At 63.6% G+C, this 25,322-nt stretch carries 26 protein-coding genes; 12 read left to right on the top strand and 14 right to left on the bottom strand.

Annotated features, from left to right (window positions below; all coding sequences use genetic code 11):
- Positions 1–4 precede the first annotated feature (4 nt).
- Genes M727_RS0123690 through M727_RS0123680 form a run of 3 tightly spaced genes read right to left on the bottom strand, consistent with a single transcriptional unit; the run spans position 5 to position 2,600 of the window.
- Positions 5–925 carry an ABC transporter ATP-binding protein gene (locus M727_RS0123690; protein ID WP_027154730.1) on the bottom strand — a complete coding sequence of 307 codons (921 nt, stop codon included), beginning with the start codon at positions 923–925 and terminating at the stop codon, positions 5–7.
- Entirely contained in the window at positions 922–1,875 is a 954-nt protein-coding gene (locus M727_RS0123685) for an HlyD family efflux transporter periplasmic adaptor subunit (RefSeq protein ID WP_027154729.1), read from the bottom strand. The genes M727_RS0123690 and M727_RS0123685 overlap by 4 nt, the downstream gene beginning before the upstream one ends.
- Complete coding sequence (locus tag M727_RS0123680; RefSeq protein WP_027154728.1) at positions 1,872–2,600, bottom strand: CerR family C-terminal domain-containing protein; 729 nt, start codon at positions 2,598–2,600, stop codon at positions 1,872–1,874. Before M727_RS0123680 ends, M727_RS0123685 begins: the two co-directional genes overlap by 4 nt.
- A 90-nt stretch (positions 2,601–2,690) precedes the next feature.
- On the opposite strand from M727_RS0123680, the gene M727_RS0123675 reads away from it, so the two are divergent.
- Complete coding sequence (locus M727_RS0123675) at positions 2,691–3,164, top strand: CYTH domain-containing protein (RefSeq protein WP_027154727.1); 474 nt, start codon at positions 2,691–2,693, stop codon at positions 3,162–3,164.
- Positions 3,161–4,108, top strand: a complete 948-nt coding sequence (locus M727_RS0123670) for a CHAD domain-containing protein (protein WP_027154726.1) — start codon at positions 3,161–3,163, stop codon at positions 4,106–4,108. The genes M727_RS0123675 and M727_RS0123670 overlap by 4 nt, the downstream gene beginning before the upstream one ends.
- A gap of 45 nt (positions 4,109–4,153) precedes the next feature.
- Here the strand turns inward: M727_RS0123670 and M727_RS0123665 are convergent, their stop codons facing one another.
- The 4 genes from M727_RS0123665 to M727_RS0123650 form a co-directional block, all read right to left on the bottom strand.
- Complete coding sequence (locus M727_RS0123665; protein ID WP_027154725.1) at positions 4,154–5,875, bottom strand: SulP family inorganic anion transporter; 1,722 nt, start codon at positions 5,873–5,875, stop codon at positions 4,154–4,156.
- A 120-nt stretch (positions 5,876–5,995) separates the two neighbouring features.
- Positions 5,996–6,265: a helix-turn-helix transcriptional regulator gene (locus M727_RS0123660; protein WP_027154724.1), complete on the bottom strand. Its 270-nt coding sequence runs from the start codon at positions 6,263–6,265 to the stop codon at positions 5,996–5,998.
- A gap of 197 nt (positions 6,266–6,462) precedes the next feature.
- Complete coding sequence (locus M727_RS0123655) at positions 6,463–7,164, bottom strand: phosphatase PAP2 family protein (RefSeq protein ID WP_027154723.1); 702 nt, start codon at positions 7,162–7,164, stop codon at positions 6,463–6,465.
- 116 nt (positions 7,165–7,280) lie between these two features.
- On the bottom strand, positions 7,281–7,619 hold the full coding sequence (locus M727_RS0123650; protein WP_027154722.1) for a hypothetical protein: 339 nt from the start codon (positions 7,617–7,619) through the stop codon (positions 7,281–7,283).
- Between the two features lie 203 nt (positions 7,620–7,822).
- Between M727_RS0123650 and M727_RS0123640 the strand changes: the two genes are divergently transcribed.
- Positions 7,823–9,811: a PhoX family phosphatase gene (locus tag M727_RS0123640; RefSeq protein WP_027154721.1), complete on the top strand. Its 1,989-nt coding sequence runs from the start codon at positions 7,823–7,825 to the stop codon at positions 9,809–9,811.
- A 90-nt stretch (positions 9,812–9,901) separates the two neighbouring features.
- On the opposite strand, the gene M727_RS0123635 is transcribed toward M727_RS0123640, so the two are convergent.
- The 4 genes from M727_RS0123635 to M727_RS0123615 all read right to left on the bottom strand — a co-directional run bounded on the left by M727_RS0123635 (position 9,902) and on the right by M727_RS0123615 (position 12,916).
- Positions 9,902–10,582, bottom strand: a complete 681-nt coding sequence (locus M727_RS0123635; RefSeq protein WP_027154720.1) for a GNAT family N-acetyltransferase — start codon at positions 10,580–10,582, stop codon at positions 9,902–9,904.
- Entirely contained in the window at positions 10,566–11,069 is a 504-nt protein-coding gene (locus M727_RS0123630; protein WP_084646854.1) for a MarR family transcriptional regulator, read from the bottom strand. The genes M727_RS0123635 and M727_RS0123630 overlap by 17 nt, the downstream gene beginning before the upstream one ends.
- A gap of 162 nt (positions 11,070–11,231) precedes the next feature.
- Positions 11,232–11,993 carry an ABC transporter permease gene (locus M727_RS0123620; RefSeq protein ID WP_027154718.1) on the bottom strand — a complete coding sequence of 254 codons (762 nt, stop codon included), beginning with the start codon at positions 11,991–11,993 and terminating at the stop codon, positions 11,232–11,234.
- Positions 11,990–12,916, bottom strand: coding sequence for an ABC transporter ATP-binding protein (locus M727_RS0123615; RefSeq protein ID WP_027154717.1), 927 nt, complete (start codon positions 12,914–12,916; stop codon positions 11,990–11,992). The genes M727_RS0123620 and M727_RS0123615 overlap by 4 nt, the downstream gene beginning before the upstream one ends.
- On the opposite strand from M727_RS0123615, the gene M727_RS41695 reads away from it, so the two are divergent.
- The 7 genes from M727_RS41695 to M727_RS0123580 all read left to right on the top strand — a co-directional run bounded on the left by M727_RS41695 (position 12,903) and on the right by M727_RS0123580 (position 18,569).
- Entirely contained in the window at positions 12,903–13,064 is a 162-nt protein-coding gene (locus tag M727_RS41695; RefSeq protein ID WP_156941598.1) for a hypothetical protein, read from the top strand. The genes M727_RS0123615 and M727_RS41695 overlap by 14 nt on opposite strands.
- Before the next feature lie 70 nt (positions 13,065–13,134).
- Positions 13,135–14,493: a cytochrome ubiquinol oxidase subunit I gene (locus M727_RS0123605; RefSeq protein ID WP_027154716.1), complete on the top strand. Its 1,359-nt coding sequence runs from the start codon at positions 13,135–13,137 to the stop codon at positions 14,491–14,493.
- A gap of 10 nt (positions 14,494–14,503) precedes the next feature.
- Positions 14,504–15,508: a cytochrome d ubiquinol oxidase subunit II gene (locus M727_RS0123600; RefSeq protein WP_027154715.1), complete on the top strand. Its 1,005-nt coding sequence runs from the start codon at positions 14,504–14,506 to the stop codon at positions 15,506–15,508.
- A gap of 212 nt (positions 15,509–15,720) precedes the next feature.
- Complete coding sequence (locus tag M727_RS0123595; protein WP_051505691.1) at positions 15,721–16,491, top strand: transporter substrate-binding domain-containing protein; 771 nt, start codon at positions 15,721–15,723, stop codon at positions 16,489–16,491.
- A 33-nt stretch (positions 16,492–16,524) separates the two neighbouring features.
- Positions 16,525–17,196, top strand: a complete 672-nt coding sequence (locus M727_RS0123590; protein WP_027154713.1) for an amino acid ABC transporter permease — start codon at positions 16,525–16,527, stop codon at positions 17,194–17,196.
- Positions 17,197–17,206: 10 nt separating this feature from the next.
- The gene (locus M727_RS0123585) at positions 17,207–17,866 is read left to right on the top strand and encodes an amino acid ABC transporter permease (protein ID WP_027154712.1); all 660 of its coding nucleotides are present in this window, start codon (positions 17,207–17,209) and stop codon (positions 17,864–17,866) included.
- Complete coding sequence (locus M727_RS0123580; protein ID WP_027154711.1) at positions 17,844–18,569, top strand: amino acid ABC transporter ATP-binding protein; 726 nt, start codon at positions 17,844–17,846, stop codon at positions 18,567–18,569. Before M727_RS0123585 ends, M727_RS0123580 begins: the two co-directional genes overlap by 23 nt.
- Positions 18,570–18,731: 162 nt before the next feature.
- On the opposite strand, the gene msrA is transcribed toward M727_RS0123580, so the two are convergent.
- The 3 genes from msrA to M727_RS0123565 form a co-directional block, all read right to left on the bottom strand.
- Complete coding sequence (gene msrA / locus M727_RS0123575; protein WP_051505690.1) at positions 18,732–19,472, bottom strand: peptide-methionine (S)-S-oxide reductase MsrA; 741 nt, start codon at positions 19,470–19,472, stop codon at positions 18,732–18,734.
- Positions 19,473–19,585: 113 nt separating this feature from the next.
- A complete protein-coding gene (locus M727_RS0123570; protein WP_027154709.1) occupies positions 19,586–19,864 on the bottom strand; it encodes a hypothetical protein in 279 nt (92 codons plus the stop codon).
- 215 nt (positions 19,865–20,079) lie between these two features.
- A complete protein-coding gene (locus tag M727_RS0123565) occupies positions 20,080–21,147 on the bottom strand; it encodes a TadE/TadG family type IV pilus assembly protein (protein WP_027154708.1) in 1,068 nt (355 codons plus the stop codon).
- A gap of 159 nt (positions 21,148–21,306) precedes the next feature.
- Between M727_RS0123565 and lepA the strand changes: the two genes are divergently transcribed.
- Together lepA and M727_RS0123555 are read left to right on the top strand one after the other, a co-directional pair.
- Entirely contained in the window at positions 21,307–23,112 is a 1,806-nt protein-coding gene (gene lepA / locus M727_RS0123560) for a translation elongation factor 4 (protein ID WP_027154707.1), read from the top strand.
- Between the two features lie 112 nt (positions 23,113–23,224).
- The gene (locus tag M727_RS0123555; protein WP_027154706.1) at positions 23,225–25,246 is read left to right on the top strand and encodes a hydantoinase/oxoprolinase family protein; all 2,022 of its coding nucleotides are present in this window, start codon (positions 23,225–23,227) and stop codon (positions 25,244–25,246) included.
- The last annotated feature ends 76 nt before the right edge of the window (positions 25,247–25,322 follow it).

Below are 25,322 nucleotides of genomic sequence, written 5' to 3'. Positions count from 1 at the left end.
TTTTTCATCCCATATTGTCCTTCGAGCCGGACATGAACTGGATGAACACATCCTCCAGGCTGGTCTCGCCCGACGTCACCGTGACGCCCTTGTGGTCTTTCTCGACATCGGCGAGGGCGGCCTGGAGCGCCGTCTTGTCGGAACCGACGACATGCAGCGTCGCGCCAAACGGCGCCACCTGGTCAACACCGGACCGGCCGCTGAGTGCGGCAGCGACCTGGTCGAGCCGCGGACCCTGCACGACGAAGGTCGTCAGCCCGGCATTCCTGACCACCTCGTCGACCGTGCCGGTGGCCAGCATCCTGCCGTAGGAGATGTAGCCGATGCGATGGCAGCGCTCTGCCTCATCCATGTAATGCGTGGAGACCAGCACGGTCAGCCCGCCGCTGGCCAGCCGATGGATCTCGTCCCAGAATTCACGCCGCGCCTTCGGATCGACGCCCGCCGTCGGCTCGTCGAGCAGCAGCAATCTGGGCTTGTGCATGATGCAGGCGGCCAGTGCCAGCCGCTGCTTCCAGCCACCGGACAGCGTGCCGGCCAACTGGTCCTTGCGCGAAGTGAGGCCAAGATCCTCCAGCGTGCTGGCCACATGCTCGTTGAGCGGCTTCAATCCATAGAGCCGCGCCACGAATTCCAGATTTTCGGCGATGGTCAAATCGTCGTAGAACGAGAATTTCTGCGTCATATAGCCGACTTCGCGCTTGATCCTCAGACTGTCGGTGCGGATGTCGAAGCCGAGCACCGTGCCTTCGCCCTCATCCGGCGTCAGCAGGCCGCACATGATGCGGATGGTCGTCGTCTTGCCCGAGCCGTTGGGGCCGAGGAAGCCGACGATCTCGCCCTCGGCCACCGTCATCGTCACATGGTCGACGACGGTCTTGTCACCAAAACGCTTGACCAGGCCGTGGACGTCGATGACGTTCATTTGCCGATATCCGCCAGTTCGACATCGACGATCTGCCCCGGTTGCAGCGCGCCGGCGTCGCCCTCCGGCCGCGCCTCGACCAGATAGACCAGCTTCTGCCGGGTCTCGAGCGAGTAGATCACCGGCGGCGTGAATTCCGGGTCCGGCGACACGTAGCTGACGCGAGCCTTCACGTCCGGCCCGCAGCCTTCGCAATGGACGTTGAGCAGCGTGCCGACTTCCACCGACGAGAACGCGCTTTCCGGCACATAGACGCTGAGCTTCACCGCGCCGTCCGGCAGAATCGAAATGACCGGCGCGGTCGGCCCGGCGGTGTCGCCGGGATAGCGGATCACATCGTTGATGCGGCCGGGCGAAGGCGCCGCCAGCACACGCTTCGACAGCCGCCAGCGCGCTTGCTCCAGCGCCGATTGCGCCTGCCTGACCTGATTGTCGGCGGCCTTGATCGTCTCGGGCCGCGCCGGCAGGCCTCCGACAGCGAGATTGGCTTCCGCCTGGCCGAGCTGCGCGTTGGCAATTTCCAGCGACGCCGAAGCCGTATCATGATCGGCCTGGGTGCCAGTGCCGCGTTTGAACAAATCGCTGGCGCGGGTGTATCTGCGTTTGGCGTCGGCGGCTTGCGCCTTGGCCATGTCGACCTGCGCCTTGAGCACCTCAATCTCTTCCGGCCGCTTGCCGACCTGCAGGTCGGCAAGTTGCGCCTGGGCCTGGGCAAGGGCCGCCTCGGCTTGCGCGACGGCTATTTTTGCGTCGGCGCTTTCCAGCGTCACCACTGGCGTGCCCGGCGCGACGCGATCGCCGCGCTTGACCGAAATCGTCTCGACCTGCGCCACCTCGATCGGCGCGAGCAGCACATAGTCGCCCTCGACATAGCCGACGGCGAGCGGCGCCGCCGGTGCGCAGGTGCTGAAAAGCAGGGCGGCGAGCGGCACAGAGCAGAGGAAACTCATGATCTACGATCCTTCCGGTCGGTTAAGTGACGCCGAGCCAAAATCGCGCCGAGATTATCCGTCACTGCCGCCGCGATCTTGGTGGCCTCGGCGTCGCCGATCGCGCGCCAGCCCATGCGGCGCATCACCGCCTCGCGGCCGATGCGGAAATAGACGACCTGGCCGATCAGCGTGAACACGGTGAGTCGGGTAGCCTCGCTTTCGGCCGCCTCGCCCGTCGCCTGCTCCCAGATCAGGCAGAGCCGGCGATGCGTCGGCTCGAACACGCCGTCATAGATGCGGTCGAGTGCCGCCGTCGGATGCGATAGCTCACGCAGGACGAACTGCACGATCTCCCCGGCCTCCGGCCTTGCCACGATGAAAGCTACCATCCGCTCCAGCGCGGTGAACAGTTGTGCCCGCGCCGCTTCGGGGTCGCCCGTTTCTGGTTCGCCCGTTTCTGATTCGCTTGGCCCCTGCAGATTGCCGATCGCCTGGCCGGCAATGGTCTGGATGGTGTCGACGATATAGTCGGCCGCAGCGTTGCGAAGCCCTTCCTTGCCGCCGAAATGATAGGCGATCGAGCCGATATTGGCCCTGGCCTCAGCCGCGATCTCGCGCGTCGAAGTGCCGTCGAAACCCTGGCGTCCGAACAGCTTCAGCGCTGCGCGAACAAGTGCCGCGCGCGTCATCTCGGCGGGGGATGCGTCTCGCTGCGGAATTTTGGCGTTTGTCGGTTTGCTCATACCAAACATTTAATCAATCGAATGATTAAAGTCAACACTAGTCTGTGTCCATCTTGCCATCTCCAGCCGCACGCGCTTTAGTGCGGAGCCATGGTCAAGGAAATCGAGCGCAAGTTCCTGGTCTCCGGCGATGGCTGGCGGGATCTGGTCGAAGCGGACATCCGCATTCGCCAGTTCTATCTCGTTGCCGCGCCCGACCGCTCGATCCGCGTGCGCATCAGCGACGGCGCCTCGGCAAAGCTGACGCTCAAATTCGGCAGCAAGGCCCGCGAACGCGACGAATTCGAATATCCGATCCTTCTGGCGGATGCGGAAGAGATGCTGGCCTTCGCAATCGGTCGTGTCATCGAGAAGACACGCCACCATGTTAGGCATCGCGGCCATCTCTATGAAGTCGATGTCTTCGGCGGGATGCTCAGCGGTCTGGTGGTCGCCGAGCTTGAGACGCCGCAGGACGTGCAGGGCGAAATGCTGCCAGATTGGCTCGGCCGCGAAGTCACCGGCGAGCACAGGTTCTACAACGCGTCGCTCGCCGTCGAGGGAATTCCGGAGATCGCCGCATGAGCTACCGCATCGATCCGCGCCTGCCATTGACTGGCGAGGTCAGGCGCATCCTCGCTGAGGAGATCGGCAAGGCGCTCGTCCATCTGGACGCGGCGCATGACAGGCCGGAGCAGGCGCTGCACAAATGCCGCAGGCGGCTGAAGAAGGTGCGTGCCTTGCTGCGCCTGGTCCGTCCCGGAGACGAAACATTTTGCAGTACCGAGAACCAATGCTACCGAGAGGTGGCTGCCCTGCTTGCCGGCCCGCGAGAGGCGACCGCGCTCGTTGAAACCATCGACCGGCTGGCAAAAGACTTTCCCGAGCAATGCGCTGGTGGCGGTCTCGATGCCGTTCGCGACGCGCTGGTGGCGCGCCAGCACGAATTGCATGGTGGAGTTGGCCTCGGCGCCGCGATAGCTGCCGCGACTGCCGCTTGCGAGGATGGCATCAACCGCATCGATACGTTAGCCTTGCCCGACCAGCCCGAACAGGCCGCCGATGTGCTTGCCGAAGGCGCCCGCATCACTCTGCGTCGCGCCAGAAAGGCGCTGGACAAAGCGGGCTCCCGCAGTGATGCCGACGATTTCCACGATCTGCGCAAGGCGGCAAAGACTCACGGCATGCATCTGTCGCTGCTCGGAAGGCTGTGGCCGACGCCGATCAAGGCCCGGCGCAAGGCGGTCGACGAACTCGGCGAAAAGCTGGGCGAACTGCATGATGTATTCGTCCTGCGCAACCTTCTCGAAGCCGGTGACCGGCCGCTCGGCTCTCCTCAGGAAACGCGACTGCCGAGCAAGCTGTTGAAGCGCTCGGAGAAAAGCCTGAAAAAGACCTGTCTTGCGGCGGCAGCCGATCTGTTCGGCGATAGGCCCAGGCGCTCGACAAAAAAACTCGCGCGCAAGGCGCGCACCGGTCTGGCCGCCGCGCCGCACGAAGACGCCAGCGCGCCCGGCGCCGCTGCCTGACGCGGTGCTTGCGTCCGTCCGACATCGCTGACGATGAGGAGAGGGTTAGACCTCTCCCGGCGCGGCATTCTTCAACTGCGCTCGCGCGTCCCTGATCGAGGCGGCGTATGTCACCAGCGGCCGTTTGACGCCGTGGTTGATCAGCATGCGGCGTGTCTGCGGCGAAGCGCCTGATATGATGAAGCGAACGCCGGCGCGCCTCGCCTTGTGGGCAGCGCTCTCGATGACGTTGGCCGCCGTTGAATCGAAGAATGGCACGGCCGAGCAGTCGAGGATGAAGTTCTTGCGCTGGTCGGCGATGCGGTCCAGCACCGTGGCGACGGTCGAGGCGGCGCCGAAGAAGAAGGCGCCGGAAATCCGGTAGACGACGGTGTCGGCATCGCTGGCCTCGCTGGAATCGTATGCGTTTGCGGCGCCGGTTCTGTCGGCGACATCGTCCTGCACCAGTCCCTGATCCGGCTCAACCGCAATGCTCTTGGCCATGCGGTCGATGAACAGGATCGAGCCCAGCGCGAAGCCGACGACGATGCCTTCGGTGAGATCGCGGAAGATGACGATCAGGAAAGTCGCCATCAGCACCAGCGCGTCGCCGCGCGAGGCACGCAGCAGCGTGGCAAAGGCCTGCTTCTCGAACATGTTCCAGCACACCACCGCCAGCACGCCGGCAAGGGCTGCAAGCGGGATGTAGCCGGCCAGCGGCGCCGCCACCAGCATCAGGGCAAGCAGGAGGGCCGAGTGGATCATGCCCGAAACCGGTCCATGCGCGCCGGCCCGCACATTGGTCGCCGTGCGGGCTATGGTGCCGGTGGTGCAGATGCCGCCGAACAGGGCGGACGCGATGTTGGCGAAGCCTTGCGCGACGAGTTCGCAGTTGGAGCGGTGCCGCCTTCCTGTCATGCCGTCGGCGACCACCGCCGACAGCAGCGATTCGATCGCGCCGAGCAGCGCAAAGGCTAGGGCGTCTGGCAGGACGTCGACTATCCTGTCGAAGCTGATCGGCGGAAAGGCCGGCATTTGCAGGCTGCGCGGGATACCGCCGAAGCGCGTGCCGATCGTTTCGGCAGGCAGCGAAAACAGCGCCACGACAAGCGACGCCAGACCGATGGCGATCAGCATGGCGGGCCATTTCGGCCGCCACCGTTTCATCAGGGCAATGGCGACGATGGTCAGCAGAGCGACGAAGGTGGCGGCGAGATTGATCGTGCCGGCCGCCTCGCCGATCGCCATCAGCTTCGGCACCAGCGGTCCAGGTTCTTTGCCGGCGAGTTTTAGCCCGAACAGCTCGACGATCTGGCCGGAGAAGATGATGATGGCGATGCCGGCGGTGAAGCCGACGGTCACCGGATAAGGAATGAATTTGATGTAGGTGCCAAGCCTGAGGTAGCCGATGACGAGCAGCAAGACGCCGGCCATCATCGTCGCCAGCAGCAACCCGTCGACGCCGACCCGTGCCACGGTTGCCGCCATCAGCACGATAAAGGCGCCCGCCGGCCCGCCGATCTGGAAACGGCTGCCGCCCAGCGCCGAGACGAGGAAACCGCCAATGATGGAAGTGTAGAGCCCGCGCTCCGGAGACACGCCCGATGCGATCGCGATCGCCATCGACAGCGGCAGCGCCACGATGGCCACGGTCAGTCCGGCGATGGCATCGGCCTTGAAGTGCTCTGATGTGTAGCCTTCGCGCAGCACCGTCGCCAGCTTCGGCGTGAACAGTTCGGAAAATGTCGGCTGCGCCGGTTGATGAATTGCCCGTCGGGTTCGATGCATGGACTGCCTTCCGCTCCTGATGCATGCCGCCAAAGTGCACAGCGGCCGCGCATAAAACCAAGCAAGCGGCGGGATCGTCGGCAGGACTGTCGGCGGTCGCCGTCGCGACTCTATTTCGGCTCAGCCTGGCGGGTTCTGCGGCACGACCGGCTTGAGGCGCACCCCCCTGCCGCCGCGCTCGCTGGCCTGGTTCTCGCCGATCAGCTCCACGCCGGCCTCGTCGAGGGCCTGGATGACCTTCATCAGTGTATTGACCACGCCCCTGACCACGCCGTCGCTCGCTTCCATGCGCTGAATGGTTGGAAGCGAAACCCCGGCGCGCTCGGCGAGCGTCTTCTGATCGATGCCGGCCAGCGCCCTTGCGGCGCGCATCTGCGCGGCAGTGATCATCGGCTAAAAACCCCCGTCTGAGTCTGCATTCCCATGTATAATACTATCATTGTGATGGTTCAAGCATCATCATGCACATATCAAACATGTACACACGGCCCGGTTGCATCCTGGCGAGCTTGCGCCTGCTGGACCAGCACGCCCCAGCCGCCGCAACTTAAAGGAGAATTGGCGAATCGTCGTTCGGAATGGGCGGTTCAGGCGCCGGCGGTCTGCCCGCGCCATCGCTGGAACGCCCATGCGGCCAGCCAGCACAGCATTGCCCAGGCGAAGCCGGCGCACCAGCCGGCCAGCACGTCCGATGGCCAATGAACGCCGAGATAGACGCGGCTGATGCCGACCAGCAGTGTTGTCAGCACGGCAAGTCCCAGCACATAGATCTGGGTCGTTCGCCCAGGCAGGAAACGCGACGCCATGCTGCCCAGCGTCAAATATGTCACCGCCGACAGCATCGCATGGCCGCTTGGAAACGAAAGCGTCGCCACGTCGGCAAGATGCGAGACCAGGTCGGGGCGCGGCCGATCGATTCCGAGCTTCAGCGTGCTCGACAGGGCCTGCCCGCCCGCCACCGCGACGAAGACCAGAAACGCTGCTCCCGGCTTGTGGATCAGCAGCAGATAGACAATCACCGCCGCTGTGATCAGCCCGAGCACGATGGCGCTGCCGAGGCTGGTAATGTCGCGCATCGCCCCTTCCAGCCATGGCGGTCCGATCGGATTGTCGGGCTGTCCCGCTTCACGGAAGGCGAGCATGATTTCCGTGTCGAAGGCGTGCGGCGTGGTGTCCCGCGCCACCTCCATCAGCTCCTCGAACCCCCACAGTCCGCCGGCGATGACCAGTCCGGCCAACAGCACCGGGAATTCGATCCAGTTGAGCAGCTTGTTTGCGGTATTCTTCATCGGGCCAATCGTCCTACAGCGCCGCGCGTCCTTTTGGACGCAAAGGACGCTGTAGCACTTTGATTTGGCGCATGATCCTTTCCGAAATCGATTCCGATTTTCGGGGTCATGCGCAACTACAGTTTTTGCAGATAGGGTCCGAGCGTGATCAGCGCCACCGCTGCGACGGCGAGCACGATGCCGGTCGCCTGCAACGAATTGACGCGCTCGCCGAAGAACACCAATGCCACCACGTTCACCGACACCAGTTGGATCACCGCCGACAGGCTGAACGACACCGACATGCCGAATTCACGGATCAGCCTCAGCATGATCAGATTGCCCGCTGAATAGAGCGCCAGTGTCAGAACGATCTTGCCGAGGCTCGGCGCCAGCCCCCATTGCTTGGCCGCCGTCGCCGCCAGCAGGAAGATCACCGTCGAAATGCCGAGCTGCCCCAGTCCCCAGAAACTCACTTTTTCGTTCCTCCCGACGCAGTGCTTGCGCGCCTGCCGCAGATCTTGTTTCGGAAGCGTCGGTCGCGGTCAAGCGGCCTGATCAAAGACATGAGATCGGGCTGGAAATTGGTCGGCAACGTCATCAAACTGTGATCTGCTGGCGATACGCGGTCAGTCAAGCAACACGCTCCAGCCATCCCAAAGAGCCAGAGGCAAGCCCCATGACTGAACATCGCCCCGACGCCCATTTCCGCACCAGCCTGCTCGAGGAAAACGATGGGCCAGGAACCAATCCCACCAACAACCAGACGATGGGCGAAATCATCGCCGCGCGATTCTCGCGCCGTGGTTTTCTGCAGGGATCGCTCGCGGCAACCGCCATCGCCGCCACCGTCAGCCCGCTCGCGCTGATCCTCGCCGACGATGCCCGCGCCGGAGGCGGCTCGGTCTTCAGTTTCGACGAGGTCGAGGCAGGCGTCGACGACAAGCACCATGTCGCCGCCGGCTACGACGCCGACGTGCTGTTGCGCTGGGGCGATCCGCTGTTTGCCGATTCGCCGGAATTCGATCCGACAAAACAGTCGGCGCAGGCCCAGGAAAGACAGTTTGGCTACAACAACGACTATGTCGGCTATCTCCCGATAGACGGCTCGGCCGAGCACGGCCTGCTGGTGGTCAACCACGAGTACACCAATCCGCATCTGATGTTCCCGGGCCTTGTCAGCATCGTCGATGGCGAGGCCAAGCAGGCCCCACTGAGCAAGGAACAGGTCGATATCGAGATAGCCGCGCATGGCGGCACCATCGTCGAAATTCGCAAGGTATCAGGCAAATGGCAGGTGATGCGCGACGGCAAGCTCAATCGCCGCATCACCGCCAACACCGAGATGGCGCTGTCCGGCCCCGTCGCCGGCCACGACCGGGTCAAGACCAGTGCCGATCCGACCGGCACGAAGGTCTTCGGCAGCGTCAACAATTGTGCCGGCGGCGTCACGCCCTGGGGCACCTACATCATGGCCGAGGAAAACATACACGGCTATTTCTCGGGCGAGCTGCAGGAAGGTCACAAGGAAGCCGCCAACTACAAGCGCCTGGGGATTCCCGACGGCTCCTATGAATGGGCTGCGCATTACGACCGCTTCGATATCGGCAAGGAGCCGAACGAGCCGAATCGCTTCGGCTGGATCGTTGAGGTCGACGTCAACGATCCGACCTCGGTGCCGCGGAAGCGCACTGCCATGGGCCGTTTCAAGCATGAGGGCGCCGAATCGATCGTCGCCAAGGATGGCCGTGTGGTGTTCTACCAAGGTGACGACGAGCGTTTCGACTATGCCTACAAATTCGTCACGGCCGGCAAGTTCAACGCCGAGGACCGCGCCGCCAACATGGATCTTCTCGACGACGGCACGCTCTACGTCGCCAAATTCGCCGAGGACGGTACCCTGGAATGGCTGCCGCTGGTTCACGGCCAGGGTCCGTTGACCGCCGAGAACGGCTTTGCCAGCCAGGCCGACGTGCTGATCGGGACAAGGCTTGCCGCCGATCTTCTCGGCGCCACCAAGATGGACCGCCCCGAGGATATTCAGCCCCACCCGACGACCGGCAAGGTCTACGTCATGCTGACCAACAATTCGAAGCGCAAGACGGAGCAGGTCGACGCCGCCAACCCGCGCGCCGAAAACGCCTTCGGCCACATCATCGAGATTGTCGAGGACGGTGGCGATTTCACTGCCACCAAGGGCAAGTGGGAAATCATGTTGAAATGCGGCGATCCCTCGGTGGCCGAAGTCGGCGCTACTTTCTCGACCGCAACCACCGCCAATGGCTGGTTCAGCATGCCGGACAATTGCGCCATCGATGCGGCCGGCCGGCTCTGGGTGTCGACCGATGGCCAGGGCCCGAAGGCGACCGGCCGCACCGATGGCCTGTGGGCGGTCGACACCGAAGGCGAGGCGCGGGCGACCTCGAAGCTGTTCTTCCGCGTGCCGATCGGCGCCGAACTCTGCGGCCCGCTGTTCACGCCCGACGACCAGACCGCCTTCGTCGCGGTCCAGCATCCGGCCGATGGCGGCGAGGACTGGGAGGCTTTTGGCCGTCCCTCCTATTATGAGGACCCATCGACCCGCTGGCCTGACTTCAAGCCCGATATGCCGGTGCGGCCGTCGGTCGTCGCCATCACCAAACAGGGCGGTGGCAAAATCGCGGTCTGAATCACTGCAAGGCGCTAGCAGCGCCAAGGAAGGATTTCGTCGATACGAAATCCTTCCTTTTCCTGATGCGCGGGAATGCGCCTGATGGGCTCATTCGGCGCGCTGAACCACGGCCACGTTCATCATGCTTCTCAACCTGAAGCCAATGGACTCGTATAATCCGATGGCCGTGGTGTTGCTGGCAAAGGCGTGGAGATAGGGAACTTCGCCGCGCGCCGCTATCTGGTTTGCCACGAACAGCGACAGCAGCCTGCCCAGGCCACCGCCCCGAAATTCCGGATGTGAGCACACCCCGCTAAGTTCGGTATAGCCGGGTTGCTTCATGCGTTCGCCGGCCATCGCCGCAAGTCGGCCCTCGATCTTCACACCCCAAAAATCGCCGAGGCTCAAGGCTTCGAGCGTGAATGGGCCAGGCTTGGTGACCAATGCCAAGGCGAGCATCTCAGCTGCATCGTCTCGCGTCAGACGTTGCACGCGCTTGTCTGAGACCATCTGCAATGGCCGCTCGGCAATCATCTGAACCCCGGGCGCGGTCGAAGTCGCCGAAAATTCCGCGGGCAGAGCAATGGCGTCCACCTGAAGCAGGATCGCACTCTCGCCTGGGGAGACAAGTTTTCCGAGCGCCTGCAGGCTTTCCGCATCGTCCGCGGCACTGGCGGCGAAGGGAGCTATCGAGGGCCGATACCGCATGGCGAGGTCGTCACCTTGCGCGAAGGCTTGGTGTCGCGTCCGAAGCGCGCTCCACACGGGACGGTCAAGCAGGTATTTCATCGCGTGGCACTTCCGGCTTCTTTACACGACGGTCGAGAGGCGCCGCGGCGAGGCCGTCCTCGATGGCGGCCAGCTGATCAAGAAGCGGCCCAGAAAGATCCGCGCACAGATCCGCGACGGCATTCTCGATGCGCGGCCAGACGTCGTGCTTTGCAACATCGACCAGCCGCTGGCCGTGTAGGGTGAGGCAGACAATCCTGCGCCGCTGGTCATCATCCGATGGACTGACCTCGACCAGTCCCAATTCGGCCAGAAGCGACACGCTCCGCGTTACACCTGGCTGTGCGACCCCGAGGGATTGCGCCAGTTCCCCGACTGGCAGCGGGCCCAGCCTGTCGAGCGCAGCCAGCAGCGGGTACTGGCTCGACTGAACCGGCACATCGAGGCAGTCGAGCAGGCGCTGCGTATCCGCCTGCAATTGCTCGCCAATACGCTTCAGCCTGCTGCCCAGGCACAGGAAGCCAAGGGACCTTACGACGTCTTCCATAATCAACCTGCCAGCCAATTGATAACACGATATATAACATTATATGGAAATCAAGCGCCGCCATCGCACGGCCGCTTTCAAGCGTCGTCACCAGATTTGGTCGTCTTGGGTCGGGAACATCGCTCGGATGCTGGCGCTGCGTCGCCTGGGCAGGCCGTTCGGTCAGTTCCGCAGCCGGTAGCCGGTCCTGAAAATCCACGCGACGATCGCTATGCAGATAAGCAGGAAAACCACGGTCATGCCGAGGCTGATGCCGATCGAGACGTCGGACTTGCCGTAGAAACTCCAGCGAAAGCCGCTGACCAGATAAAGGACAGGGTTGAATAGCGTCACCGTGCGCCAGGTGCCGGGCAGCATGTCGATCGAATAGAAGCTGCCGCCAAGGAAGGTAAGCGGCGTGATGATAAGCAGCGGCACCAGCTGCAGCTGCTCGAAGCTCTTCGCCCAGATGCCGATGATGAACCCGAACAGGCTGAAGGTCACCGACGTCAGCACCAGGAAGGAGAGCATCCAGAACGGATGCTCGATGGTCAGCGGCACGAACAGCGACGCGGTCCCCAGGATGATCAGGCCGAGTATGATCGACTTGGTCGCCGCACCCCCGACATAAGCGATGATGATCTCCAGATAGGACACCGGCGCCGACAGCAGCTCGTAGATCGAGCCGACGAATTTCGGGAAATAGATGGCGAAGGAGGCGTTGGAGATCGACTGCGTCAGCAGCGACAGCATGATCAGCCCCGGCACGATAAAGGCGCCGTAGCTGATGCCGTCGATCTCGGTGATGCGCGAGCCGATGGCCGAGCCGAAGACGACGAAATAGAGCGATGTCGAGATGACCGGCGAGACAATGCTCTGCAGCACGGTCCGAAAGGCGCGCGCCATCTCCATTTTGTAGATCGCCCAGACGGCTCGCAGGTTCATGCGCCCTTCCTCACCAGGTTGACGAAGATCTCCTCGAGCGAGCTGTTTTGCGTGTCGATATCGCGGAACTGGATGCCGGCCGTCTCAAGGTCGCGCAGCAGCGAGGCGACGCCCGGCCGCTCGCTCTGGTTGTCATAGGTGTAAGTCAGTCGATCACCGTCCGGCGAAAGCTCCAAAGCGTAGCGCGACAACGTCTCGGGTATGGTGGCGAGCGGGCTGCGCAATTCCACCAACAGCCGTTTGCGGCCGAGTGTGCGCATCAGTTGCACCTTGTCCTCAACCAGCACGATCTCACCGCGATTGATGACGCCGACGCGGTCGGCCATCGCCTCGGCCTCCTCGATATAGTGCGTGGTCAGGATGATGGTGACGCCATCCTCGCGCAGCCGGCGCACCATCGCCCACATGTCCTGACGCAGCTCGACGTCGACGCCGGCTGTCGGCTCGTCGAGGAACAGCACCCTCGGTTCGTGCGACAGCGCCTTGGCGATCATCAGCCGCCGCTTCATGCCGCCGGACAGGGTGATCGCCTTGGCGTCCTTCTTGTCCCACAACGACAGGTCGCGCAGCACTTTCTCGACAAAGGCGTGATTGGCCGGCTTGCCGAACAGGCCGCGGCTGTAGTTGACCGTCGCCCACACGCTCTCGAACGCGTCGATGGTCAGTTCCTGCGGCACCAGCCCGATGAGGCTGCGTGCGGCGCGATAATCCCGGCTGATGTCGTGGCCGTCGACGCTGACCGTGCCCGACGAGCGGTTGACGATACCGCAGACGATCGAGATCAGCGTCGTCTTGCCGGCGCCGTTCGGCCCGAGCAGCGCAAAAATCTCGCCGCGCTCGATATCGAGGTTGATCTCCTTCAGCGCTTTGAAACCGGCGGCGTAGGTCTTGGTGACCCCGGAAATGGAAATGATCGATGGCATGGTTGAAAAACGGCTGCTTGAAAGGAGGTCTGTTGATTTTAGTCCGCTGAATGTCGGTGCGCGCGGCCGGAAGTCAATGGCACTCCTGACATTCTGGACATCGGCGCATCCACCGCTGCGCGGTCCTGCGGCGTTCCGCCTCGCGTGACGCCACGCCGCTTTGACCGCCTGGCGCATCCGGCCTATCTTCCCTGACATAGCAGCAGCCGGAGCCCGCCATGGACCCGCTCATCCTTTCGCGCATTCAGTTCGGCGCTAACATCTCGTTCCATATCCTGTTTCCGGCTATCACCATCGCGCTTGGCTGGATGCTGCTGTTCTTCAAGCTTCGCTACAACGCCACCGGTGATACCGCCTGGATGCGCGCCTATTTCACCTGGGTGAAGGTGTTCGCGCTGTCCTTTGCCATGGGCGTGGTTTCGGGCGTCACCATGAGCTTCCAGTTCGGCACCAACTGGCCGGGCTATATGGAGACCGTCGGCAACATCGCCGGCCCGCTGCTCGCCTATGAGATACTCACCGCCTTCTTCCTCGAGGCGGCGTTCCTCGGCATCATGCTGTTCGGCTTCCGCCGCGTTTCCAACCGCATCCACACGCTGGCAACCGTGCTGGTGGCCGGCGGCACCACCCTGTCCGCCTTCTGGATCATCGCGCTCAATTCATGGATGCAGACGCCGGTCGGCTTCGAGATGCGCGACGGCGTAGCCCACGCTACCGACTGGTGGGCGATCGTCTTCAACCCGTCCATGCCCTACCGGCTCGTCCACATGCTGCTTGCCTCCGGCCTGACGGTTTCGTTCCTGATCGCCGGCCTGTCGGCGCTGCGCTATCTCTATGGCGACCGTTCGGAATCGATGTGGAAGGCCTTGCGCACCGGTGTTTTCACCGCGGCGATCCTGATCCCCATCCAGATCTTCGCCGGCGACCAGCATGGCCTCAACACGCTCGAGCATCAGCCGCAGAAGATCGCCGCCATGGAGGCCAACTGGAACACCGGCCCCAACGTGCCGCTGGTCCTTTTCGCGCTTCCCGACGAGGCGGCAAGGGAGAACAAATACGAGATCACCATCCCCGATGGCGCCAGCCTCATCCTCAGGCACAGCGCCAGCGGCGTCGTGCCGGGGCTGAACGACTATGCCGGCAACCACCCGCCGGTGTTCCCGGTGTTCTGGGCTTTTCGCATCATGGTCGGCACCGGCGTCCTGATGCTCGTCGTCTCCTGGTCGGCCGCCTTTTTCCTCAAGCGCCGGCACAGCCTGCCGAGACCGCTGGCGCTGGTGATGGTGCCGATGGCGCTGTCCGGCTGGCTGGCGACGCTGGCTGGCTGGTACACCACCGAGATCGGCCGCCAACCGTGGCTGGTCACCGGCGTGCTGAAAACTGTCGATGCCGTCGGCCCGGTCGCCGGCAGCCAGGTCGCGCTGTCGCTTGCGGTCTATCTCATCCTCTATGCGCTGCTTCTGATCGCCTATCTCGGCGTGCTGGTCTACCTGGCGCTGAAGGCGGCGAAGGACGGCGATGCCTCGCCGCTGCCGGGCGTTCTCGACGCGCCGCTGTCGCAGCCGGCGGCGAAATAGGAGAACGGCGATGACCCTCGACTGGCCGACATTGCTCCCCCTCATCTTCGCCGGCCTGATGGGCCTTGCCATCCTGATCTACGTCATCCTCGACGGCTTTGATCTCGGTATCGGCATCCTGTTCGCAGCCGCCGGGGACGCCGAGCAGGACACGATGATCGCCGCAATAGGCCCGTTCTGGGACGCCAACGAGACCTGGCTGGTACTGGCCGTCGGCCTGCTGCTGGTCGCCTTCCCGCTGGCGCACGGCACCATCCTCACCGCGCTCTACATTCCGGTCTTCCTGCTCCTTGTCGGCCTGATCCTGCGCGGCGTTGCCTTCGATTTCCGGGCCAAGGTGCCGGCCGGTCACAAGCATCGCTGGAACCGCATCTTCTTCCTGGGCTCGGTCATCGCTTCGCTGGCGCAGGGCTACATGCTGGGGATCTATGTGCTGGGCCTTGATGTCGGCCCCGGCGGCATGGCCTTCGGCGCGCTGGTGGCGCTCTGCCTTGCCGCCGCCTATGCGGCGATGGGCGCGGCCTGGGTCATCTACAAGACGGAAGGCGAATTACAGAAGAAGGCAGTGCTATGGCTGCGCCGGGCGCTGGTGCTGACCGCGCTCGGCATGGTCGCCGTCTCGCTGGCCACGCCGCTCGCCAGTCCGCGCATCTTCGACAAATGGTTCGTCTGGCCGGCCATGCTCTATTTGTCGCCGCTGCCGGTCCTGTCGGCGGTGCTGTTCGCGGGGCTGTGGCGGCAGACCTTCCATCTGCCTAAGGCCGGCGACCGCCATGCGCTGACGCCGTTCCTGACGCTGGCCGCCATCTTCACGCTGGGCTTTGCCGGCCTCGCCTGGTCGTTCTATCCCTTCGTCGTGCCCGACAGGCTGACTATCTGGCAGGCGGCGTCCGCGCCGGAAAGCCTCGCCATCATCCTGGCTGGCACGGTGGTGGTGCTGCCGATCATCATTTTCTATTCGTTCTATGCCTACCGCGTCTTCGGCGGCAAGGCGACGGATCTGACCTACGACTGACAGGTAAACCGCCGAACTGCACAATATTTAGGCAGCCTGCTGGTCCGGCGGCATCGGCTCGTGACGGCCTTGCCAATCCCACCTTGCCAATCCCGCCGGGAAAGTCCGATTCGCAGCGATTTCGATGGTTTGGCATGTCTGTTGCTTTGCCCTGGCGACCAATTGGGTTTGTCCAGTCAAAGGGAAAGATAATGAACCGTCGCAATGTCTGCATGCTGGCCTTCGCCGCCGCCGTTGGAATGGCCATGGCTTCGTCTCCGCAGGCGCGGGCCGACGCCTTGAGCGACATCGCGGCGCGTGGCACCGTCCGCATCGCCGTTCCACAGGATTTCCCGCCCTTCGGCAGTGTCGGCGCCGACATGACGCCGCAAGGCTACGACGTCGACATCGCCAACCTGATTGGCGAAAAGCTCGGCGCCAAGGTCGAGATCGTCCCGGTCACCAGCGCCAACCGCATTCCCTATCTCCAGACCAACAAGGTCGACCTGGTCATTTCCAGCCTCGGCAAGAATCCCGATCGCGAGAAGGTCATCGACTTTTCCGAAGCCTATGCTCCGTTCTACAACGGCGTGTTCGCTCCGGCAGACGTCGCCGTCGCAAAAGCGGAAGACCTCGCCGGCAAGACCGTTGGCGTCACCCGCGGCGCGATCGAAGATCTCGAACTGACCAAGGTTGTGCCGGCGAGCGTCGAGATCAAGCGCTACGAGGACAATAACGGCACTATTTCCGCTTTCCTTTCGGGCCAGGTCGAGGTGATCGCGACCGGGAATGTCGTCGCCGCCGCCATCCTCGAAAAGAACCCGCCCAAGCGGCCGGAGCTCAAGTTCCTGATCAAGAACTCGCCTTGCTACATCGGCATGAACAAGGAGCAGCCGGCGTTGATGGCCAAGATCAACGGCATCATCGCCGCCGCCAGGTCCGATGGCGCCCTCAACGCGATTTCGCAAAAATGGCTGAAGGTGGACCTGCCGACTGAGCTGTGATCGGCGCGTGTGGCTGAGGTCGGATAGCAAGACATGACCTATCAGTTCGATTTCGGCTGGCTGATCGGTTCTCTGCCGGTGCTGCTCAAGGGCATCCGGATCACCGTGCAGCTCATCCTCATCGGCGCGGTGTTCGGCGTGGCATTGGGCATTGCATGCGCCTGGGTGCGGGCGCTGGGGCCGAAATGGCTAAAACCCGTCGTCGCAACCTACGTCGAGCTGATCCGCAACACGCCCTTCCTCATCCAGCTGTTCTTCATCTTCTTCGGCCTGCCGTCGCTTGGCATCAGGATGTCGGAACTGACCGCCGCCAACCTCGCCATGATCGTCAACCTCGGCGCCTACAGCTGCGAGATCATCCGCGCCGGCATCCAGGCCACGCCGCGCGGCCAGTTCGAGGCCGGCGCCAGCCTCGCCATGACCCCGTTCCAGACCTTCTGGCACGTGGTTCTGGTCCCGGCGCTGCAGCGCATCTGGCCTGCGCTGTCGTCGCAGATCGTCATCGTCATGCTGGGTTCGGCCGTCGTTTCGCAGATTGCCGCCGAGGACCTGACCTTCGCCGCCAATTTTATCCAGTCGCGCAATTTCAGGGCCTTCGAAACCTACATCGTCTCCACTTTGATCTACCTGGCCCTCGCCATCCTGCTGCGCCAGCTGCTGGCCGGCCTGGGCTGGATGCTGTTCCCGAGGAAGGCGTCGCGATGACACAGGCGCCATGACCGAGTTCAGCTTCTGGGACATCCTGCGCAACCTGCTTCTGGCCGCCCGCTGGACCGTTGTCCTCTCGCTGGTCTCCTTCATCGGTGGCGGCATCGTTGGCGCGGCCCTGCTTTTCCTGCGCATCGGCGGCCGGCATTCGGCGCGGTTTCTGTCACGCGGCTACATCCAGCTGTTTCAGGGCACGCCGCTCCTGATGCAGCTCTTTCTCGCTTTCTTCGGTCTTGGCTTGTTCGGCATCGACGTTCCCGCCTGGCTTGCCGCCTGTGTCGCGCTCATCCTGTGGACCGCCGCCTTCCTTGCCGAAATCTGGCGTGGCTGCGTCGAGAGCATTGCCAAGGGCCAATGGGAGGCGTCCGCCAGCCTCGGCATGGGTTATCTCCAGCAGATGCGCTACGTCATCCTGCCGCAGGCGCTGAAAGTGGCGGTGCCGCCGACCGTCGGCTTCTCGGTGCAGGTGGTGAAGGGCACCGCGCTCACCTCGATCATCGGCTTCGTCGAACTGTCGAAGGCCGGTTCGATCGTCACCAACGCGACGTTCCAGCCGTTCACCGTCTATGGCCTGGTCGCGCTCATCTACTTTGCTTTGTGCTGGCCGCTGTCGAAATCCAGCCAGCTCCTGGAAAGGAAGCTCAATGTCGCTCATCGCAATCACTGAGGTGAAGAAGCGCTTCGGCGACAACGAGGTGCTGAAGGGGATTTCCATCGACGTCGCGCCGGGCGAGGTCGTCGCCATCATCGGCAAGAGCGGTTCGGGCAAGTCGACGCTGCTGCGCTGCATCAACGGGCTGGAGACCATCGATGAAGGCTCGATCGTCGTCGCCGGCGCCCAGTTCCTGCCCGACGAGGTGCATCTCAAGGCGCTGCGCCTGAAGGTCGGTATGATTTTTCAGCAATTCAACCTGTTTCCGCATCTCACCGCCGGCGGCAATGTCATGCTGTCGCAGATGGTGGTGAAGAAGACGCCGAAGAAGGACGCCGAGGCGGTCGCGCGAAAAATGCTCGACCGCGTCGGTCTCGCCCACAAGTTCGATGCGTTGCCGGACGAATTGTCCGGCGGCCAGCAGCAGCGCGTGGCGATCGCCCGGGCGCTTGCCATGCAGCCCATCGCGCTGCTATGCGACGAGATCACCTCGGCGCTCGATCCCGAGCTCGTCGCCGAAGTGCTGGCCGTCGTCAAGGAATTGGCGGCGGAAGGCATGACGCTGGTGATGGTCACCCACGAGATGCGCTTTGCCCGCGACGTCTGCTCGCGCGTCGTCTTCATGCATCAGGGCCGCGTCCACGAGATCGGCGCCCCCGAGGACGTTTTTTCCAATCCCAGGACGCCGGAGCTCCGGCAGTTTCTGGGCGTGCAATAAGCTGTGTTGATATCCAGGTGATGCCGGCCTGCACCCGGCGGTACTCGCGTACCCGAAAGTACGCTCCGTTCCGGTTCTCGGAATCCACCATTTTCGGCGCGGCCTGACCTGTACCTCACCACAGCGTCCATTAGGACGCACTAGGTACACACTGGCAAAAGATCAGCTCTTGTTGCCGGCCAGCACCAGCACCGGCTTGTCGCTGTAGCGGTCTGGGAATAGCGTCTTCAAATTCTCGACCTTGGGCAGGTCGTTGTAGACGATGTAGGGATAGGTCGGGTTCAGCGTCAAAAAGTCCTGGTGGTAGTCCTCGGCCGGATAGAATTTTTTCCCCGTTTCCAGCGTGGTCACGATCGGCTCCGGAAACACGTTGGCCTTGTCGAGCTGGGCGATATAGCTCTCGGCGATCTTCTTGTGCGCGTCGCTTTCGGCAAAGATCGTCGAACGGTATTGCGGGCCGCGGTCCGGACCCTGGTAGTTCAGCTGCGTCGGGTTGTGCGCGACCGAGAAATACACCTGCAGCAACTGGCCGTAAGTGACTTTGGACGGCTCGTAGATGATCTCGACGGCCTCGGCATGCCCGGTCCGGCCGGTGCCGACCGTCTCGTAGACGGCGGTGTCCTTGTCGCCGCCGGCATAGCCGGAGACGGCGCTGGTCACGCCCTTGACGTGCTGGAACACGCCTTGCACGCCCCAGAAGCAGCCGCCGGCGAAGATCGCCCTGGCGGTGCCGGCGGCGGGTTTTTCGTCCATCTCCGGTGGCGGGATCACCACCGCCGCCTCGGCCGAGATCGCCGGCGTCTGCCACAAGGCGGCGCCAGCCGCCGCGAGCATCAGCGCCGCAAGCGCGCCCCAGGCGACGTTGGTCAATCGTTTCGCGGCGGTTCTTTCAATGCCGGCCATCTCTGATCTCTCCTGCATTAGGTTTTCGACTATACGACAGATAGGTTCGTCGCGGTTTCACATTGCCGTGCAGGCGTGTGCGTCGGCTGGCCCGACCCCGTTCCGGACGTGGCCTACTTGGCCGTGCCCATTGCGTCGCAGGTCTTGGTCGCCTCGTCCTTCTTCATCGCGTCGGTTTCCATGGCAGCCTTGTCCATGCAGCCCTTCAGCTTTTCGACCGCCATCGGATCCGCGGGCTTCATCGCGTCGGTCGCCGGCTTCATGGCGTTGGTCGCCATCGCATTGGCCGGCTTCATCGCATCTTCGGCGCGGGCAATGCCGCCGGCAAAAAGCGCCGTTGAGCAAAGCGCGAAGGCGAGTGCCGGCAAGGTCAGGCGGGTGAAGGCGGTCATGATGGTCTCCCAGAGTTGGTGGCGCGCCGGAATGGCGATCACATCAGCTCTTCGCCGCCGCCTGGGCCTTCGTTACAGCCATCACCGCTTCGTGATCGCCCATCTCCGCCCGTCCTCGAATTGGCCCACAAATAAAAACGCCGCCCGGTGGCGGGCGGCGTTGTGATTTGCATTGCTTCGATAAGGTCGAGCGTTGCGCCGTTCCGCGTCCAGCGCTACTGCGTAAGCACTGTTTGCGAAGGCCGTTGATTGAAGTCGCATTTGCCGGTCACGGTGTAGAAGAAGTCGGCATTGGACACCGGAGCCGGCACGGGATTTCCGCCGTCCTCCCAGGCCTGCTGGCTGGATTGGCCGCACGGCACCGCGGTGAATATGTCCACCTTCTCGCCGTTCGCGACCTCGACGCCGTCGATGTACAGCCGGTTCGATGTCGCCGAATCGTTGGATTTGAGCACGGGTGGCTTGGGCGGGTTTGCTCTTGCGGCATCCGGCACATCCATCTGCAGAAACAGTGAGTCCATAAGGCTGACATCGATCACCGCGCCGGCGCCGTTCGCGGGATACATGGTGTTGATGCAGGTGGTCAGGTATTTCTTGTTGCCGCTAACCTGGGTGATCGCCCCGGTTGGCAGGTTATTGAAATTCTGCACCGTCTTGGTCGTGCATTTTTGTTCCTGGACCTTCGTCTCCGTCGCTCCATTGACCGTATAGACCGTCGACGTGCCGTAGCCTTTCGGATCACCAAAGTTGTTGTAGACATAGGTGATCTTCATCAACGGGTTGACCGCCGTCTCGATAAATTTCGTGCCGTAGAGCGACACCGTCTTGTTCCAATGGCCCGACACCTTTTGGACCTTGAACGTGGTCTGCACCAGCGCCGGCCTCTTGCGCACCGCCGATGCGACGCCGATCTGCACGGTGTCGACGCGGGCGATCTGCATGAAGTTCGTCGGCATGGCAAAGCTGGCCGAAGCATTGATGCTGGCGGTGCCGTCGGCGGCGACGACGAAGCCGTCGAGCTTGGCGGTGCCTTGCCCGCTATTGGCCGCAAACGACTCCTGCAGTTTCACCTGACGGTCCGCCAATGACGTGCTGGTCGGCAGCGTGGTGATCGCCAGGGTCGCGGCATCGAGCGCATTCTGCATCGAGCCCTTGGTCGCAATGGCCGCGTTATAGTCGACCGAGAGGCCCAGAGCGGCACACATCGGGATAAGCATGATGGCTAGTATCGGCGCTAAGGAGCCGCTCTCGGAACTGAGAAAATGGCTTCCGGACAGTGGCATTTCGTGTTCCCCAAACGGTAACAGGTCGTGGCCTGTCACGCAGGCCGCGAATTATGCCCTAATCTGATGGAGCAAAGTTTAACGACGCTGCGATCGCCGGCGGCTCATGCGGCGCCCGGCCGCTTGCCCGGGCAAGCTGCCCCTGCTAAAGCGCCCGACATGACCACGCCGATCAAGAACATCCGCAATTTCTCCATCGTCGCGCATATCGACCATGGCAAATCCACGCTTGCCGACCGGCTGATCCAGCTGACCGGCGGGCTGGAGCTGCGCGACATGAAGGAGCAGGTGCTGGACTCGATGGATATCGAGCGCGAGCGCGGCATTACCATCAAGGCGCAGACGGTGCGGCTGAAATACCACGCCAGCAATGGCGAGGATTATATCCTCAATCTGATCGACACGCCCGGCCATGTCGACTTCGCCTATGAAGTGTCGCGGTCGCTGGCCGCCTGCGAGGGCTCGCTGCTGGTCGTCGATGCCTCGCAAGGCGTCGAGGCGCAGACATTGGCCAATGTCTATCAGGCCATCGACAACAACCACGAGATCGTCGTGGTGCTGAACAAGGTCGACCTGCCGGCCGCCGAGCCCGAGCGCATCCGCGAGCAGGTCGAGGAGGTGATCGGCATCGATGCCTCCAACGCCGTGCTGATCTCGGCCAAGACCGGGCTCGGCATTCCCGATGTGCTGGAGGCGATCGTCAACGATTTGCCGCCGCCGCGCGAGGGCGACATTGCTGCCCCGCTGAAGGCGATGCTGGTCGACAGCTGGTACGACGCCTATCTCGGCGTCATCGTGCTGGTCCGCATCATCGACGGCGTGCTGAAGAAGGGCCAGACCATTCGCATGATGGGCACCGGCGCCAAGTACCTGGTCGAGCGCACCGGCGTCTTCACCCCGGCCCGCATCAATGTCGACGAGCTCGGACCCGGCGAGTTCGGCTTCTTCACCGGCTCGATCAAGGAAGTCGCCGACACCCGCGTCGGCGACACCATTACCGAGGACAAGCGCCAGACGGCACAGGCCCTGCCCGGCTTCAAGCCGGCGCAGCCGGTGGTGTTTTGCGGCCTATTCCCGGTCGATGCCGCCGATTTCGAGGATCTGCGCGCCGCAGTCGGCAAGCTGCGCCTCAACGACGCTTCTTTCTCCTTTGAAATGGAAACCAGTGCCGCGCTCGGTTTCGGCTATCGCTGCGGCTTCCTCGGCCTGCTGCATCTGGAAATCATCCAGGAGCGGCTGGAGCGCGAGTTCAACCTAGACCTCATCGCCACGGCGCCGTCGGTCGTCTACCGGCTGCTTTTGAACGACGGCACGACCAAGGAATTGCACAACCCCGCCGACATGCCCGACGTGGTCAAGATATCGGCCATCGAGGAGCCGTGGATCCGCGCCACCATCCTCACGCCGGACGAGTATCTCGGCGGCATCCTAAAGCTCTGCCAGGACCGGCGCGGCATCCAGGCCGACCTGTCCTATGTCGGCAAGCGCGCCATGCTGACCTACGACCTGCCGCTCAACGAGGTCGTCTTCGACTTCTACGACCGGCTGAAGTCGATCTCCAAGGGCTACGCCTCCTTCGACTATCACCTTACCGATTACAAGGAAGGCGACCTGGTCAAGATGTCGATCCTGGTCAATGAGGAGCCGGTCGACGCGCTGTCGATGCTGGTCCATCGCACGGCGGCAGAAAAGCGCGGCCGGCTGATGTGCGAGAAGCTGAAGGAACTGATCCCGAACCATCTGTTCAAGATCCCGATCCAGGCGGCGATCGGCGGCAAGGTCATCGCCCGCGAGACGATCTCGGCGCTGCGCAAGGACGTCACGGCCAAATGCTACGGCGGCGACGTCTCGCGCAAGCGCAAGCTGCTCGACAAGCAGAAAGAAGGCAAGAAGCGGATGCGCCAGTTCGGCAAGGTCGACATCCCGCAGGAGGCGTTTATCCAGGCGCTGAAGATGGGCGATTGAGAAGCCGTCCGCGCGTAGCTGAGGGGGATCAGGCTTCGTGGCCCAGCGCTCGCGGCTTTATCCGCCGGCGCGTATCGGCTAAGGGCGGGGGAGCAAAATCCCGGATCCGCCAATGACCGCCAAATCCTCCCCCCTGTTCCTCGGCATCGACACCGGCGGCACCTATACCGATGCCGTGCTGTGGTCGGAAGCCGGTGGCGCTAACGGAAAGGTTCTGGCCAAGGCCAAGGCGCTGACCACCCGCCACGATCTGGCGGTCGGCATTTCGGGCGCGGTCGATGCGGTGCTGCAAAAAGCCGCCACCGATCCGGCAGCAATAAAACTGGTGTCGATGTCGACGACGCTTGCCACCAACGCGCTGGTCGAGGGTCAGGGCGGCCGCGTCGCGCTGGTGATGATCGGCTTTTCCGAGGGCGACCTTGCCCGCGACGGGCTGAAGGCCGCACTCGGCACCGACCCTGTCGTGTTCTGCCCCGGCGGCCACGATGTCCACGGCAATGCGGCAAAACTCGATCTGTCCGGGCTGGAGGCAGCGCTGCCGGAACTCGGTGCCTCGGTGTCCGGCTTTGCCGTCTGCGCCTATTTCGCCACTCGCAACCCGGCGCATGAGCTAAGCGCGCGGAACCTGATCCGCGGCATAACAGGCCTGCCGGTCACCGCCAGCCACGAGCTTTCGGCCAAGCTCGGCGGCCCGCGCCGGGCGCTGACGACGCTGCTCAACGCCAGGCTGATCTCGATGATCGACCGGCTGGTGGCGGCGACCGAGGGCTTTCTTGCCGCGCGCGGCATCGCCGCCCCGCTGATGGTGGTGCGCGGCGACGGCGCGCTGGTTTCCGCCGCCTTCGCCCGCCAGCGGCCAATCGAGACGATTCTTTCAGGCCCGGCCGCCAGCCTTGTCGGCGCTCGCCACATGACCGGCCTCGACAATGCAGTCGTCTCCGACATCGGCGGCACCACCACCGACGTTGCCGTGCTCGACCAGGGCCGTCCCAGGCTTGACCCGGAAGGCGCCACCGTCGGCGGCTTCCGCACCATGGTCGAGGCGGTGGCCATGCGCACCTTTGGGCTCGGCGGCGATTCCGAAGTTACGCTGGAGGACGGCGCGCTCAACCCAAGAATCCTGCTCGGGCCGCGCCGCCTGGTGCCGCTGGCGCTGGCCGGCATGATGCATGGCGAAGCGGTGACTGTCGAACTGGAACGCCAAATCCGCGCGCCTAACCCCAGCCGCATGGATGGCCGGCTTGCGGTCAGGACCGGCGTGCCGGAGCGGCTGGCTGCCGGCCTGACCGGCGCCGAGGCCAAGCTTTATGAGCTGATCGGCGCGACCCCGCTCGCCGTCGACAGGCTTTTGACATCAAATGCCCAGAACGCCACCTTGAACCGGTTGGTGTCGCGCGGGCTGGTGCATGTTGCCGGCTTCACGCCGTCGGACGCCGCCCATGTGCTGGGCAAGCAGGCCAACTGGGATGCCGCCACGGCTCGGCTCGGTGCCGAGCTGTTCGCCCGCAAGCGCGACGGCCGCGGACAGGCGATCGCCGCCACGCCGGAGGCGATCTCGGAACGGGTGCTGACCACGCTGACCCGACTGTCGGCGGAAGTCATCCTCGAAACCGCCTTTGCCGAGGACGGGCTGGATGGCGCGGCGACCGTGGCGCACGCGCTGGTCCAGCGCGCCGTTGACGCGCATCCCGGCATCGCACGGCTGAGCGTCGCGCTCGACCGCCCGGTCATCGGCCTCGGCGCCTCAGCGCCGCTGCATTATGCCGGGCTGCCACCGCTGGTCGGCCATGACTGCCTGGTGCCCGAAGATACCGATGTCGCCAATGCGCTCGGCGCCGTCGTCGGCCAGGTCAGGGTTTCGGCGGAGGCGCGCGTCAGCCAGCCCCAGGAAGGGCTGTTTCGCGTCGCCTCGGGCGAAACCGTGCGCGATTTTTTAGACGAGGCGGCGGCGATCGCGGCGGCGGAAACCGACGTCCGCGCCATTGCCGCCGGGCGGGCCAGGGACGCCGGCACCGACAGCGCCGAAATTGAGATCGCCAGCGAATTCCGCGTCTCGACCGTCGAGGGCCAGCGCATGTTCATCGAGGCGCATGTGGTGGCAGTGGCGTCGGGCAGGCCAAGGATCGCGGTGTAGGGCGCCTTGTGGGAGAAGGGGGAGCCGCACCAGCCTGCGTCAACGCAAAGGGTGAGGCGGCATTCGAAATGGAAGC

The sequence above is a fragment of the Mesorhizobium sp. WSM2561 genome, from assembly GCF_000513915.1.
Classification (GTDB): domain Bacteria; phylum Pseudomonadota; class Alphaproteobacteria; order Rhizobiales; family Rhizobiaceae; genus Mesorhizobium; species Mesorhizobium muleiense.
This window is presented reverse-complemented; position numbering and strand designations above follow the sequence as displayed.

Coding starts and splice junctions, on each gene's coding strand:
- M727_RS0123580 (WP_027154711.1), top strand. CDS start 17,844: ATGTCGCTCATCGCAATCACTGAGGTGAAGAAGCGCTTCGGCGACAAC.
- M727_RS0123690 (WP_027154730.1), bottom strand. CDS start 925: ATGAACGTCATCGACGTCCACGGCCTGGTCAAGCGTTTTGGTGACAAG.
- M727_RS0123635 (WP_027154720.1), bottom strand. CDS start 10,582: ATGAAATACCTGCTTGACCGTCCCGTGTGGAGCGCGCTTCGGACGCGA.
- M727_RS0123595 (WP_051505691.1), top strand. CDS start 15,721: ATGCTGGCCTTCGCCGCCGCCGTTGGAATGGCCATGGCTTCGTCTCCG.
- M727_RS41695 (WP_156941598.1), top strand. CDS start 12,903: ATGATCGATGGCATGGTTGAAAAACGGCTGCTTGAAAGGAGGTCTGTT.
- M727_RS0123655 (WP_027154723.1), bottom strand. CDS start 7,164: ATGAAGAATACCGCAAACAAGCTGCTCAACTGGATCGAATTCCCGGTG.
- M727_RS0123665 (WP_027154725.1), bottom strand. CDS start 5,875: ATGCATCGAACCCGACGGGCAATTCATCAACCGGCGCAGCCGACATTT.
- M727_RS0123660 (WP_027154724.1), bottom strand. CDS start 6,265: ATGATCACTGCCGCGCAGATGCGCGCCGCAAGGGCGCTGGCCGGCATC.
- M727_RS0123640 (WP_027154721.1), top strand. CDS start 7,823: ATGACTGAACATCGCCCCGACGCCCATTTCCGCACCAGCCTGCTCGAG.
- M727_RS0123680 (WP_027154728.1), bottom strand. CDS start 2,600: ATGAGCAAACCGACAAACGCCAAAATTCCGCAGCGAGACGCATCCCCC.
- M727_RS0123670 (WP_027154726.1), top strand. CDS start 3,161: ATGAGCTACCGCATCGATCCGCGCCTGCCATTGACTGGCGAGGTCAGG.
- M727_RS0123630 (WP_084646854.1), bottom strand. CDS start 11,069: ATGGAAGACGTCGTAAGGTCCCTTGGCTTCCTGTGCCTGGGCAGCAGG.
- M727_RS0123605 (WP_027154716.1), top strand. CDS start 13,135: ATGGACCCGCTCATCCTTTCGCGCATTCAGTTCGGCGCTAACATCTCG.
- M727_RS0123600 (WP_027154715.1), top strand. CDS start 14,504: ATGACCCTCGACTGGCCGACATTGCTCCCCCTCATCTTCGCCGGCCTG.
- M727_RS0123565 (WP_027154708.1), bottom strand. CDS start 21,147: ATGCCACTGTCCGGAAGCCATTTTCTCAGTTCCGAGAGCGGCTCCTTA.
- M727_RS0123615 (WP_027154717.1), bottom strand. CDS start 12,916: ATGCCATCGATCATTTCCATTTCCGGGGTCACCAAGACCTACGCCGCC.
- M727_RS0123585 (WP_027154712.1), top strand. CDS start 17,207: ATGACCGAGTTCAGCTTCTGGGACATCCTGCGCAACCTGCTTCTGGCC.
- M727_RS0123555 (WP_027154706.1), top strand. CDS start 23,225: ATGACCGCCAAATCCTCCCCCCTGTTCCTCGGCATCGACACCGGCGGC.
- M727_RS0123570 (WP_027154709.1), bottom strand. CDS start 19,864: ATGACCGCCTTCACCCGCCTGACCTTGCCGGCACTCGCCTTCGCGCTT.
- lepA (WP_027154707.1), top strand. CDS start 21,307: ATGACCACGCCGATCAAGAACATCCGCAATTTCTCCATCGTCGCGCAT.
- M727_RS0123620 (WP_027154718.1), bottom strand. CDS start 11,993: ATGAACCTGCGAGCCGTCTGGGCGATCTACAAAATGGAGATGGCGCGC.
- M727_RS0123590 (WP_027154713.1), top strand. CDS start 16,525: ATGACCTATCAGTTCGATTTCGGCTGGCTGATCGGTTCTCTGCCGGTG.
- M727_RS0123685 (WP_027154729.1), bottom strand. CDS start 1,875: ATGAGTTTCCTCTGCTCTGTGCCGCTCGCCGCCCTGCTTTTCAGCACC.
- M727_RS0123675 (WP_027154727.1), top strand. CDS start 2,691: ATGGTCAAGGAAATCGAGCGCAAGTTCCTGGTCTCCGGCGATGGCTGG.
- msrA (WP_051505690.1), bottom strand. CDS start 19,472: ATGGCCGGCATTGAAAGAACCGCCGCGAAACGATTGACCAACGTCGCC.